The organism is Paenibacillus sp. FA6, assembly GCF_051550225.1.
GTDB lineage: Bacteria > Bacillota > Bacilli > Paenibacillales > Paenibacillaceae > Paenibacillus_AQ.
Genome location: NZ_CP188820.1, coordinates 4,795,634 through 4,808,551 on the forward strand (window position 1 = coordinate 4,795,634; position 12,918 = coordinate 4,808,551).

Annotated in this window: 9 protein-coding genes, 8 tRNA genes and 1 rRNA gene; all 18 read right to left on the bottom strand. The window is 44.3% G+C overall.

From position 1 onward, the window contains the following. Nucleotides 1-2 precede the first annotated feature (2 nt). The 18 genes from hisG to ACP8HI_RS21830 all read right to left on the bottom strand — a co-directional run bounded on the left by hisG (nucleotide 3) and on the right by ACP8HI_RS21830 (nucleotide 12,912). Nucleotides 3-647, bottom strand: coding sequence for an ATP phosphoribosyltransferase (hisG, locus tag ACP8HI_RS21745; RefSeq protein ID WP_438348228.1), 645 nt, complete (start codon nucleotides 645-647; stop codon nucleotides 3-5). Continuing rightward, nucleotides 632-1,810 (bottom strand): ATP phosphoribosyltransferase regulatory subunit, encoded by a 1,179-nt coding sequence (locus ACP8HI_RS21750; protein WP_438348229.1) that lies wholly within the window; start codon nucleotides 1,808-1,810, stop codon nucleotides 632-634. The genes hisG and ACP8HI_RS21750 overlap by 16 nt, the downstream gene beginning before the upstream one ends. Before the next feature lie 142 nt (nucleotides 1,811-1,952). Continuing rightward, on the bottom strand, nucleotides 1,953-3,152 hold the full coding sequence (locus tag ACP8HI_RS21755; RefSeq protein ID WP_438348230.1) for an acyltransferase: 1,200 nt from the start codon (nucleotides 3,150-3,152) through the stop codon (nucleotides 1,953-1,955). Between the two features lie 93 nt (nucleotides 3,153-3,245). Next, nucleotides 3,246-3,731, bottom strand: coding sequence for an acyltransferase (locus ACP8HI_RS21760; protein WP_438348231.1), 486 nt, complete (start codon nucleotides 3,729-3,731; stop codon nucleotides 3,246-3,248). Nucleotides 3,732-3,737: 6 nt separating this feature from the next. Continuing rightward, on the bottom strand, nucleotides 3,738-4,379 hold the full coding sequence (gene ppaX, locus ACP8HI_RS21765) for a pyrophosphatase PpaX (RefSeq protein WP_438348232.1): 642 nt from the start codon (nucleotides 4,377-4,379) through the stop codon (nucleotides 3,738-3,740). Between the two features lie 7 nt (nucleotides 4,380-4,386). Next, nucleotides 4,387-5,418: a prolipoprotein diacylglyceryl transferase gene (gene lgt / locus ACP8HI_RS21770; RefSeq protein ID WP_438348233.1), complete on the bottom strand. Its 1,032-nt coding sequence runs from the start codon at nucleotides 5,416-5,418 to the stop codon at nucleotides 4,387-4,389. A 10-nt stretch (nucleotides 5,419-5,428) separates the two neighbouring features. After that, nucleotides 5,429-6,367 (bottom strand): HPr(Ser) kinase/phosphatase, encoded by a 939-nt coding sequence (gene hprK, locus ACP8HI_RS21775; RefSeq protein ID WP_438348234.1) that lies wholly within the window; start codon nucleotides 6,365-6,367, stop codon nucleotides 5,429-5,431. 282 nt (nucleotides 6,368-6,649) lie between these two features. After that, entirely contained in the window at nucleotides 6,650-7,774 is a 1,125-nt protein-coding gene (locus ACP8HI_RS21780) for an ABC transporter ATP-binding protein (protein ID WP_438348235.1), read from the bottom strand. A gap of 102 nt (nucleotides 7,775-7,876) precedes the next feature. Further along, nucleotides 7,877-8,980: a PucR family transcriptional regulator gene (locus ACP8HI_RS21785; protein WP_438348236.1), complete on the bottom strand. Its 1,104-nt coding sequence runs from the start codon at nucleotides 8,978-8,980 to the stop codon at nucleotides 7,877-7,879. 124 nt (nucleotides 8,981-9,104) lie between these two features. Next, a tRNA-Lys gene (locus ACP8HI_RS21790) sits at nucleotides 9,105-9,177 on the bottom strand. Nucleotides 9,178-9,187: 10 nt separating this feature from the next. Further along, nucleotides 9,188-9,270: transfer RNA gene (locus ACP8HI_RS21795), tRNA-Tyr, on the bottom strand. A gap of 12 nt (nucleotides 9,271-9,282) precedes the next feature. Next, nucleotides 9,283-9,355: transfer RNA gene (locus ACP8HI_RS21800), tRNA-Phe, on the bottom strand. Between the two features lie 26 nt (nucleotides 9,356-9,381). Then, nucleotides 9,382-9,459 (bottom strand) — tRNA-Asp (locus ACP8HI_RS21805). 17 nt (nucleotides 9,460-9,476) lie between these two features. Next, nucleotides 9,477-9,552, bottom strand: a tRNA-Thr gene (locus ACP8HI_RS21810). A gap of 42 nt (nucleotides 9,553-9,594) precedes the next feature. Continuing rightward, nucleotides 9,595-9,670: transfer RNA gene (locus ACP8HI_RS21815), tRNA-Val, on the bottom strand. 10 nt (nucleotides 9,671-9,680) lie between these two features. Then, nucleotides 9,681-9,757 (bottom strand) — tRNA-Met (locus ACP8HI_RS21820). 34 nt (nucleotides 9,758-9,791) lie between these two features. Then, a tRNA-Ser gene (locus tag ACP8HI_RS21825) sits at nucleotides 9,792-9,883 on the bottom strand. A gap of 99 nt (nucleotides 9,884-9,982) precedes the next feature. Next, a 23S ribosomal RNA gene (locus ACP8HI_RS21830) occupies nucleotides 9,983-12,912 on the bottom strand. Nucleotides 12,913-12,918: the final 6 nt, after the last annotated feature.

A 12,918-nucleotide genomic window follows, 5' to 3' on the forward strand; every position in this document is an offset into this window, starting at 1 on the left:
ATTTACTTTATCTTTATTTCTGGCACAGGGATCACTTTCTCAAGCAGATCGCACAATGCTTGAATTTGTGTATTCTTCATCCGATAACTCACGCGGTTAGCGATGAGACGACTCGTAATTTCAAAAATACTCACCATCTCCACCAGTCCGTTATCCTTTAAGGTCTGCCCCGTTTCTACCATATCCACGATTCGGTCAGCCAGTCCGATCAAAGGTGCTAACTCAATCGATCCATTCAACTTAATGACCTCAACCTGCTGCCCCTGTTCACGGAAATATTGCGAAGCAACATTAGGATACTTCGTAGCTACACGTTGCTGTATACCTGGTTGCCAATTCGGTAGACCAATGACGGACATCCGGCAACGTGCGATACCCAGATCAAGTAGCTCATACACATCTCTACTGTCTTCAAGCAGAACATCCTTGCCTACGATACCAATATCGGCCACTCCATATTCAACATATGTTGGCACATCCACTGGCTTCGCTAGAATAAACTCCATTCCAAACTCAGGAAGTGGAACTACTAATCTACGTGATTCATCTACTTCTAATGGAATAGCTAACCCAGCTTGCCGAAAGAGGGCAGCAGCCTTCGTATAGATACGCCCTTTCGGCATCGCGACTTTTAACGTTTCTCCCACGTGCTCATCCCCCCCTTATCGTTAGCTATGTTAGGTTCATCTGCAGAGCGATGGTCAGGTTGTACTAACTCCGTAATTACCGTATGTCCCGCATTGCGAAGTCTAGTAGCTTCCTGCAACCCCTCTTGACGTCCAGATGCTTCATATTGAATGATGATGGGTTCTATCTCTGGTTCTTGAAAGCCATGTACACCATCTAAGATTCGATTTGTTTTGAGAGCAAAACCCGTTGCAGGAATCGGCCGGCCGAATTGTTGCAGCAGATTGTCATAACGCCCACCATTACATACAGGGAACCCTAACTCAGATGCATAACCTTCAAAGGTCATACCCGTGTAATACGAGAAATCACCAATCATAGTTAGATCAATCAGTACATGCTCGGAGACGCCATAGGCTTCCAGCACCTCCCACACCTTAAGCAAATGATCAATGGATGCTCTGGCTTGTGGATGGTCACTTAATTGCAACGCTTGCTCGCAGGTCTCTTTACCACCACGAAGTCGAACGATACCATCCAGTACATTTCTTTCTGCAGCAGACAAGTCCAGCTGAGTAATGGTATTGCGGAATCCAACATAATCACGAAGTAATAATCCTTCTTTAAGCAGCTCCTGTGCATCCGCACGATCCGGAACAACCTCTTCGAACAACCCATGCAAGAACCCAACATGACCCATTGCAATTTTAAAAGAGGATACCCCTGCCGATTTCAATGATTCAATCGCAAGTGCGACAACCTCTGCATCAGCTTCAGCTGAGTCGTCACCAAGTAACTCAACACCTGTCTGGAAGAACTCAGCCTCTCTACCCGCTTCCTCTTCAATCGAACGAAATACATTCGCATGATACGATAATCGAATAGGTAGCGATTGTTCCTTCAGCAAAGAAGATACAACCCTTGCAATAGGAGCCGTCATATCAGAACGAAGCACCAACGTGGTCCCCCGATTATTGAGTAATTTAAATAATTTCTGATCAGATGTAGAGCTCGCCACGCCTACGGTATCATAATATTCCATTGTAGGTGTCATAATCTGCTGATATCCCCATCGATCCATACAATCTAGTACATTCCGCTCAATCTTACGTAACTTCTTAACGGCGTACGGTAGATAATCCCGAACGCCAGCCGGTTTCTCAAACCCTTTTGGCTTAAACATTTAAATTCACCTCTACTTAGACATTACTGTGGATTCACATTTCATTACTTTATCACGTTAAAGTTATACCGTGCTACCAAGATAAAGAATTTCTGCTATTATAGCATGAGTAAAGTATTATCGTCAACGGAAAGGCTCCACCTTAAGAATCCAATCCATTCCTTTGGTTCACCCCATGTATATCCGGACTTTTAGCTTTGGGTGATACCGTGTCTGGATCTTTTCCAAGAAACACCCACGACCAAGGTATTCTTTTGAAACAAACATGTATTATGGCCCAACTCAGAAATAGCGCAACCAGTAAGCTACCGATGATAAATAAGAGATATCCTATTGACTCTGGGTCAATATTGTAACGGAATCGACGATATAGGGTGAGAATAATCGGGTGTAGAAGATATATACCAAAAGAAAGCCCACCCATTCTAGTTAAAAAAGCGACCACTCTTCGGGAAGCTTTCCGGTAAATGAGGAAACCAGCATGCAACAGGACTATTGAAGATAACATCGAATGTACATTCCATATGAGTTCATACCATAAGGTATTGACGGAATTCCCCGTTGATCTCATATCATGCCATAGCTGTATCTCAATAAATGCTGCCATAAGCCAAGTACTCCATAGCATCACAGTCCAATATTTCTGCCTCCGAGTCAGTAGATCCCAAGGATTCAATAACCATGACTTTATTCTGCTAAAATTAATAGCTATATAAGCACCCATCATATAATAAACTAAATACGTAATGGCGTAACTCCCCTTGTTGGGTACCTGAAGACTATACTTATTAATGAATACAAAACCCCATTGTAGCACCAGAGCTAGCGGTATAGCCCATTTCACTATCCACTGCTTCGATTGCAACAGTTTCAGTATCAATGGAAATAGAATGTAAAATTGGATGCTAATAAACACAAAGTATAAATGTGTATGCGCTGTCCCAGTCAACCAAGCATTCCCGAATCTTATCCCAAGTTCACTATAAGGAACACCAATTAGTCTTTGATTTATGTATTGGTTCACTAAAAAGTAGCAGAACGAAGCAATCGTGTATGGAAGTACTATATATTTCAACCTTTGTCGATAAAAACTAGAAACGAGTCTGATGTTTACAGGTCGTTCATAATAATTATAGAACAGCACAAAACCACTTAGAAAGATAAATGAAGGCGTCCCATATTTGAAAAAGATATTCATGAAGTTATATACATAATAAATTGGCGAGTCCAAAGCCTGTACACCCGCGGCAAAAGAGGAAGCGTGAACATTGAGAACCGCTAATATAGCTAGCGCTCGAAACACGTCGAGTTGAGGTAATCGTTCATTTTTTTTTATTTTCAAAAGAATTCCCCTTTTGATTAAAGTATACATGTAACAGAAGGGACCTAACGGAGTAATCACCATCAGATCCCTTCTGTTACAAGCCACAAGTCCCTACCCATTAGATTTCAATTCACGTAATGGATTGCCACCTACGAAAGCTCCCGCCGCTACATCCTTATGTACAATAGACCCCGCTGCAATAACCGCTCCATCTCCGATCGTTACACCAGGCAATATCGTCGTGTTCGCACCAACCATGACATGACTGCCAATCGTAACATCACCTAGCCGGTATTCCTGAATCAAATACTCATGAGCTAAGATCGTTGTATTGTAGCCAATAATCGTATTGTCTCCGATAGATATTTTCTCTGGAAAAAAGACGTCAACCATGACCATCAATCCAAATGCTGTATGGCTGCCTACCTTCATTCCTAATAAATTTCGATAAATCCAGTTCTTCACTCGAAGGATTGGACAGTAACGAGCGATTTGAATACATATGAAGTTTTTGACCCCTTTCCAGGGACTAACCGTTCGATAAATCTGCCAAAGCGCATTGGGACCTTCCACCGGATATCGGGTAACCTTTCTCACTGCATCTTACCCCTGTTCTAACACAAGATATAAATCTTTCATAGTATGCAACATATAGTCTGGATTGTACTCTCTAAGTGCTTGCTCACCCTTCAGCGACCAAGAGACACCCGCAGACAACACTCCTGCCGCTTGAGCAGCCTGAATATCAACGGGACTATCCCCAATCATTAGCGTCTTACTGGGATCCGAACCAAGCTCATTCACTGCCTTAAGGACAGGTTCTGGATGAGGCTTCGCATGCTCCACATCGTTAACAGTCACAATCGAGCTCATATATTTCATAAGTCCGAACATCTCAAGTACCTTTAAAGTACCTGGTCGATTCTTTGTCGTTACAACACCCATAGCAAATCCCTGTGCATGTAGTTCTTCAATCACTTCCATCACCTGTGGAAAGGGTGCTACATTCCCATCATGATTACTATCATAGTAACTTCTATAGCCCTTTACGAAAGGAGTAACATCTTCCGTTCCTGTGAAATGAACAATTTGTTGTTCTAATGTCATCCCCATCCGAGGAATAATATGCTCTCTCGAGAAAGGGGCCGGGGCATCGTCCTTTAATGCATGTATGAAGGAATTAATAATATGCTCGTTAGTATCAATAATCGTTCCATCTAGATCAAATAAAATGGTGTTAATCATGTAGTCGTTACTCCTTTTTAATATCCTTTGAAGCGTCTTCTTCATGCGATACACGTTCTGAAGGTGGTGTCTTCTTCGGTTGCTTGTGGTTCAAAGATGCTTCTGGCATGGTGTCCACAGTTATCTTCGTACATATAATAGGATCAAGATACCTTTCTTCCGCTCTGCCTGTTACACGTCGATAGATAATAAAAGCAACTGCACCTATGATGATCAAGATCGGCAATAGCTGTGATATTCTCACATTTCCATAATCAACATCCAGATGACCATAATCGAATCCCAACCCTTTCATAGGGCTCCATAGACCATTTATCATAGATACTAGCCACTCTGGACCTTGAAAAGCTAAACTATCCGTACGGAAACCTTCAATGAAGAATCTTCCAATCGAATACCAGATGAAATAAGACAGAAACAATTCAGCTGCGCGCAGAAATTTCTGCCGACGTAGAATCAATAGTAACCCTAGGCCTACAAGATTCCATAGCGATTCATATAGAAATGTTGGATGGTGAAACACTCCTTGAACATTCATTTGATTCACAATAAAATCCGGTAAATGTAAATTATTCTGCAAAAATGACTGTTCCACCGGTCCGCCATAGGCTTCTTGATTAACGAAATTCCCCCATCGCCCAATGATTTGTCCAATGAGTAATCCAGGAGCGCAAATATCAACGATTCTCCAAAATTTATATCCTTTATAACGTGTAAAGAAGATGGCAAATATGATCGCAGCTATTAAAGCTCCATAGATTGCGATACCACCATTCCATATTTTGAACACATCCCAAAGGTTTCCTTTATAATCTTCCCATTTAAAAGCAACATAATAAATACGCGCACCAATAAGTGCCGAGGGAACGCCTATCAACAATAGATCCATGAAAAACTCTGAAGAAATGCCAAATCTCCGACCTTCTCGAATGGCAAGCATAATCCCAGCCAACGCACCCAATCCAAGAATTAAGCCATACCAGTGAACCTGCAATGCTCCAATCGAAATTGCAATTGGATTAAGTAATAACGTTGCCATATGATCACTCCTAATCCATATCATCGCTTTCTTCTGCAATCGTTGCTGTCAATTTATTTGTGAATTGAAGAGCCGCATTCAGACCCATTTGCTTCAGTCGATAATTCATCGCAGCCACTTCAATAATAACAGCGAGGTTCCGTCCCGGTCGCACAGGAATCGTCACCAATGGAATATCCGTGTCAATAATCCGAGTCGTTTCCTCATCTAATCCCAGTCGATCATATTGTTTATCCTGCTGCCAATTCTCCAACTTGACGACTAACGTGATACGTTTATTGTTACGTACAGCGCCAGCGCCAAAGAGAGTCATCGCATTGATGATACCTACACCACGAATCTCAAGTAAATGTCTAATCAACTCAGGTGCTGAACCATGAAGCTGGTTGTCCGATGTTTGGCGAATTTCCACCGCATCATCCGCTACAAGGCGATGCCCTCTTTTGACAAGTTCTAAAGCAGTCTCACTTTTACCAATACCACTGGAACCTGTAATAAGCATTCCTACTCCGTAGACATCACACAAAACACCATGAATAGTTGTTGTAGGGGCTAATTTTTTCTCCAGAAAGCCAGTGATTTTACTCGATAGAATCGTTGTAGCCATACTACTACGTAGCACAGGCAGATTCCTCTCATTACTAATATCAATTAGCTCTTGTGGAACTTCCAGAGACCTAGTAACAATGATGCAGGGGGTATCATCCGTACAGATTCTCTGCATACGGTCAAATTTCTCCTCATCAGTCAACATCTCGAAGAACGCTAATTCCGTTTTTCCAAGGAGTTGTACGCGCTCTTGAGGATGATATTCAAAGTAACCTGCCATTTCAAGACCCGGTCGATTTAAATCATCTACCGTAATGGTTCGTTTGAGACCATCTTCACCGGCGATGACTTCCATATGAAATTGTTGAACTAGTTCTGAAACTTTAACACGTTTAGCCATGTCTTATCTTCCTCTCATCAAGTTTATCTATGTACCTACAATAGTTGAGTTCATTTTCAAAACAATTAAACCCTTTTCACTATATCCATCGTAAATGAAATTGCTATTGAATGCAATCAATGCCCACCATTCAAGTAGAAACAACTGTGCCGTCCTTTTTCAAGGACGGCACCCGTTTCAGCAGAAGTATAAAGATTAGAGTATCAAGTGAAAGTATACTTTCTTATATTTTCAAAAAGACCGCCCTTGCGGGCGGTCTCTGTATGCATTAATGATATTGTATTATTCTGAAATTAGAGCATTAAGTTGAGTTTCCTTATCGAAGATATGAACTTTGTTCATATCAATTGCCAAGCGAACAGTACTACCATCACGAGTTGTAGAACGTCCATCTACACGAGCAATAACAACATCAGCACCCAAGCCACTTAAATATAGCAACATTTCATGTCCAAGGTTTTCAGTAACATCAACATTAGATGTAAAGATCGTATTTGGTGATGCTTCTAAGAATACAGGCTCTTCATGAATATCTTCAGGACGAACACCCATAATTACTTCTTTACCAACCAAACCTTTGTTCTTCAAGATTTGAGCTTTACCACCAGGAACTTCAACATCCAATCCAGCAGCTTTGAAACGGACATTACCATTGGATTCACTAAGTGTACCAGTGATAAAGTTCATTGTAGGTGATCCGATGAAACCAGCTACGAAAAGATTAGTTGGGCTGTTATACAGCTCTTCCGGTGTTGCAGCTTGTTGAATGATACCATCTTGCATAACAACGATACGATCACCCATTGTCATAGCTTCTGTTTGGTCATGTGTTACATAGATACAAGTGGTTTCAAGGCGTTTAACCAATTTAGTGATTTCCGCACGCATTTGACCACGTAGTTTCGCATCCAAGTTGGAAAGAGGCTCATCCATCAAGAAGACTTGTGGATCCCGTACAATTGCGCGACCCAAGGCAACACGTTGACGTTGACCACCAGATAGTGCTTTTGGTTTACGTTCAAGCAAATGCTCGATATCTAGAATTTTTGCTGCGTTACGTACTTTCTTTTCGATCTCGTCTTTCTTCACTTTACGCAATTTCAAACCGAAAGCCATATTTTGGTATACGTTCATATGAGGATACAAGGCATAGGATTGGAATACCATCGCGATATCACGGTCTTTAGGCGCTACATCATTCACAACACGATCACCGATATAAAGTTTACCTTCTGAAATTTCTTCCAAACCAGCGATCATCCGAAGTGTTGTGGATTTACCGCAACCAGATGGTCCAACTAGAACCAAAAATTCCTTATCTTTAATATCAAGATTGATATCGATTACTGTTGCTTTGTCCGTACCCGCGTATTTCTTGTAGATATGCTCTAAGCGTACACCAGCCATTATATTTTCCCCCTAAATGATATGTTTGAAATCGTAACCATTTGATATTCTTATTCTACCCAACATCATCAAGACTGGCTATCCACAAACTGCACAAAAAAACTATTTCCTTTTCGTCACTTTATACAATAGCATTGTGAGTTTAATCAGAACGGCATCTCCGAAGCTTCGAACGTCAAGTCCTGTTTCATTCTTGATCTTATCTAACCGATAGAGAAGTGTATTCCTATGAATATACATTCTCTTGGCTGTCTCACTAACATTACAATCTAATTGAAAAAAGGTCTCCATTGTCAAAAGTGTCTCTGTATCCATTAGCAGAATCGAATGATCTCCCACATGCTCTAAGAAACGAGCCCGTTGACTTCCTGGTATACTAAAAACAAGTTGTTCTAGCACCAATTCCCACGGAAGGTGAATATAATCCGTAATATGAAATGTCTTTCCAAGATGTATCGTCTCCTTCAGCATCACAACCGTAGCAGGAAGCCCGTTCCTGGGATCTACGGGAAGTGCAACCGACAGGTGAAATACGCCTACCCACTCATTGGCCACTAGCTCATGTAGACCAAGGCAAAATGCAGATAGTATCTCTGCTCCCGTCTCCTCTTGCTCGTCCTCTCGCTCATCCAAGCTACCCAAGATTAGTTCCTGACGTGCTAAGATGAGCCATTCATGATTCTTTAGTGGAATTAATAAGATCTCTCCATCGAAATAGCTAACGAGTAACTTTTTTAACTGTATGTATGAAATATCAGGCAAATGAGTACCCTCACCACTCAGCACAAAGGGTACCATTCCCAATGTCATTTGTTTCTGTACTATAAGATGTTCTGGAATAGTCATGTCTAGCTGTCCTGATTCAATTTGTCCTTGAATCCACAAGCTCAGATTTTGAATATCTCTTTTCTCCTCTTCTTGGGGAGTTATTGATACTTGCGATTGATCTCTCATGTTAGCCAAAATCAGTTCCATGAATTGAACTTCCTCTAAACTTAACGCATTTAATTCACCTGCAAGAACCGACATTCTACCATCCTTGTTATACAGTGGAAACCATACTTCACCCTCGTTCACAACCGAATCCATCAGCGTACTGTTTTTATAATTGAAGAAAGAGTTCGAATCCTGTTTATTTAGTTCTTTAATCGTGAGGGGTATACCTACAATTTGTTGTAACTTCTGCCGTAATGATTCCATCTTCATTATCAAGTTAACCCACCTACCACTTCACCTATTTCTTCATATATTAACATATCTAGTCCAAAAAGAAGAGTAAACAAAAAGCCATCGACCCCTAAAGGTTGATGACTTTATCATGTTATGAAGATGAGCCATGAAGGATTCGAACCTTCGACACCCTGATTAAAAGTCAGGTGCTCTACCAACTGAGCTAATGGCTCGTACTAAGAATGGAGGATGATGGATTCGAACCACCGAACTCGAATGAGAGCAGATTTACAGTCTGCCGTGTTTAGCCACTTCACTAATCCTCCGCAGAAAAAAGGTGGCTCGGAACGGAATCGAACCGCCGACACGAGGATTTTCAGTCCTCTGCTCTACCGACTGAGCTACCGAGCCACATCAATATTATTTAAACAAAAAAATGGCGGAACCGACGGGATTCGAACCCGCGATCTCCTGCGTGACAGGCAGGCATGTTAGGCCAACTACACCACGGTTCCACACTTTTTAGAAAAAATGGTGCCGTCGAGAGGACTTGAACCCCCAACCTACTGATTACAAGTCAGTTGCTCTACCAGTTGAGCTACAACGGCAAGAATATTATTCCATATTATGAATGCATCCATCAAAAATAATGGTGGAGGCTGAGGGGATCGAACCCCCGACCCTCTGCTTGTAAGGCAGATGCTCTCCCAGCTGAGCTAAGCCTCCTGGGTATGTATGGTAGCGGCGAAGGGGATCGAACCCCCGACCTCACGGGTATGAACCGTACGCTCTAGCCAGCTGAGCTACACCGCCACATATATATTTCTTGCTATTCATGATAAATCAATGGCGGAGAGAGTGGGATTCGAACCCACGCACCGTTTACACAGTCTAACCCCTTAGCAGAGGGTCCCCTTATAGCCACTTGGGTATCTCTCCAAATAAATCATGAATCAGAGAATAATTCCCTGAAAACTAGATACGAACGAATTTGTGTTAGAAAGTATGAAGTATACACTTCAACCGTTAAACATTTGTTAGGATAAGCCCTCGACCGATTAGTATTGGTCAGCTCCGCACATTGCTGCGCTTCCACCTCCAACCTATCTACCTCGTAGTCTTCAAGGGGTCTTACTAATTGGGAAATCTCATCTTGAGGGGGGCTTCACGCTTAGATGCTTTCAGCGCTTATCCCGTCCGCACGTAGCTACCCAGCTATGCTCCTGGCGGAACAACTGGTACACCAGAGGTGCGTCCATCCCGGTCCTCTCGTACTAAGGACAGCTCCTCTCAAATTTCCTGCGCCCACGACAGATAGGGACCGAACTGTCTCACGACGTTCTGAACCCAGCTCGCGTACCGCTTTAATGGGCGAACAGCCCAACCCTTGGGACCTACTTCAGCCCCAGGATGCGATGAGCCGACATCGAGGTGCCAAACCTCCCCGTCGATGTGGACTCTTGGGGGAGATAAGCCTGTTATCCCCAGGGTAGCTTTTATCCGTTGAGCGATGGCCCTTCCATGCGGTACCACCGGATCACTAAGCCCGACTTTCGTCCCTGCTCGACTTGTAGGTCTCGCAGTCAAGCTCCCTTCTGCCTTTGCACTCTTCGAATGATTTCCAACCATTCTGAGGGAACCTTGGGGCGCCTCCGTTACTCTTTAGGAGGCGACCGCCCCAGTCAAACTGCCCACCAGACACTGTCCCCGAACCGGTTTACGGTCCTAGGTTAGAACCTAGATACGATCAGGGTGGTATCCCAACGATGCCTCCATAGAAGCTTGCGCTCCTATTTCTCAGGCTCCCACCTATCCTGTACAGATCGTACCCAAATCCAATATCAAGCTGCAGTAAAGCTCCATGGGGTCTTTCCGTCTTGTCGCGGGTAACCTGCATCTTCACAGGTATTAAAATTTCACCGGATCTCTCGTTGAGACAGCGCCCAAATCGTTACGCCATTCGTGCGGGTCAGAATTTACCTGACAAGGAATTTCGCTACCTTAGGACCGTTATAGTTACGGCCGCCGTTTACTGGGGCTTCGGTTCATAGCTTCGGGTTACCCCTAACCACTCCCCTTAACCTTCCAGCACCGGGCAGGCGTCAGCCCGTATACTTCGCCTTACGGCTTCGCACAGACCTGTGTTTTTGCTAAACAGTCGCTTGGGCCTTTTCACTGCGGCCCCCTCGTGCTATTCACACTACCGGGGCACCCCTTCTCCCGAAGTTACGGGGTCATTTTGCCGAGTTCCTTAACGAGAGTTCTTCCGCGCGCCTTAGAATACTCTTCTCGCCTACCTGTGTCGGTTTGCGGTACGGGCACCTTCTCCTGGTTAGAGGCTTTTCTTGGCAGTCTGAGATCATGACCTTCGCTACTATAATTTTCGCTCCCCATCACAGCCTAGCCTTATAGTGTGCGGATTTGCCTACACACAAGCCTCACTGCTTAGACGGACTATTCCATCAGTCCGCGTCACTACCCTACTGCGTCACCCCATTACTCATAACGGATTACGGTGGTACAGGAATTTCAACCTGTTGTCCATCCACTACGCCTTTCGGCCTCGCGTTAGGTCCCGACTTACCCTGAGAGGACGAGCCTTCCTCAGGAAACCTTGGGCTTTCGGCGGATCAGATTCTCACTGATCTTTTCGTTACTTATACCGGCATTCTCACTTGTATAGTGTCCAGCGCTCCTCACGGTACACCTTCAACCTCTATACAACGCTCCCCTACCCCTGATACATAGTATCAAGCCATAGCTTCGGTGGTGTGTTTAGCCCCGTTACATTTTCGGCGCAGAGTCACTCGACCAGTGAGCTATTACGCACTCTTTCAATGATGGCTGCTTCTAAGCCAACATCCTGGTTGTCTGTGCAACTCCACATCCTTTTCCACTCAACACACACTTGGGGACCTTAGCTGATGGTCTGGGCTGTTTCCCTTTCGACAATGGATCTTAGCACTCACTGTCTGACTCCCGGATATAAGTACATGGCATTCGGAGTTTGACTGAGCTTGGTAACCCTTGCGGGCCCCGCACCCAATCAGTGCTCTACCTCCACGACTCTTCATTCCGAGGCTAGCCCTAAAGCTATTTCGGGGAGAACCAGCTATCTCCGAGTTCGATTGGAATTTCTCCGCTACCCCCACCTCATCCCCGCATTTTTCAACATGCGTGGGTTCGGGCCTCCAGTGCGTGTTACCGCACCTTCACCCTGGACAGGGGTAGATCACTCGGTTTCGGGTCTACGTCCACGTACTAAATTTCGCCCTATTCAGACTCGCTTTCGCTGCGGCTCCGCCTTCTCAGCTTAACCTTGCACGGGAACGTAACTCGCCGGTTCATTCTACAAAAGGCACGCCATCACCCATAGAACGGGCTCTGACTTTTTGTAAGCACACGGTTTCAGGTTCTATTTCACTCCCCTTCCGGGGTGCTTTTCACCTTTCCCTCACGGTACTGTTTCACTATCGGTCACTAGGGAGTATTTAGCCTTAGCAGATGGTCCTGCTGGATTCATACGGGGTTTCACGTGCCCCGCACTACTCGGGATACGTCTCGGAGAGAATATACTTTCAGCTACAGGGCTTTTACCTTCTATGCCGGGCCTTTCCAGACCTCTTCGCTTAATATATTCCTTTGTAACTCCGTGTGAGACGTCCCACAACCCCAAGGAGCAAGCTCCTTGGTTTGGGCTAATCCGCGTTCGCTCGCCGCTACTGACGGAATCACTATTGTTTTCTCTTCCTCAGGGTACTTAGATGTTTCAGTTCCCCTGGTCTGTCTCTACCTACCCTATGTATTCAGGTAGGAGTGACTGCGTATTAACACAGCCGGGTTTCCCCATTCGGACACCCCCGGATCAAAGCTTGCTTACAGCTCCCCGAGGCAGTTTCGTTGTTCGCCACGTCCTTCATCGACTCCTAGTGCCTAGGCATCCTCCGTGTGCTCTTAGTAGCTTAACCACGTTG

Bases quoted from the DNA above. Each gene is read 5' to 3' on its own strand.
- lgt (WP_438348233.1), bottom strand. From the start codon at position 5,418: ATGGCAACGTTATTACTTAATCCAATTGCAATTTCGATTGGAGCATTG.
- ppaX (WP_438348232.1), bottom strand. From the start codon at position 4,379: ATGATTAACACCATTTTATTTGATCTAGATGGAACGATTATTGATACT.
- hprK (WP_438348234.1), bottom strand. From the start codon at position 6,367: ATGGCTAAACGTGTTAAAGTTTCAGAACTAGTTCAACAATTTCATATG.
- ACP8HI_RS21785 (WP_438348236.1), bottom strand. From the start codon at position 8,980: ATGAAGATGGAATCATTACGGCAGAAGTTACAACAAATTGTAGGTATA.
- ACP8HI_RS21750 (WP_438348229.1), bottom strand. From the start codon at position 1,810: ATGTTTAAGCCAAAAGGGTTTGAGAAACCGGCTGGCGTTCGGGATTAT.
- ACP8HI_RS21780 (WP_438348235.1), bottom strand. From the start codon at position 7,774: ATGGCTGGTGTACGCTTAGAGCATATCTACAAGAAATACGCGGGTACG.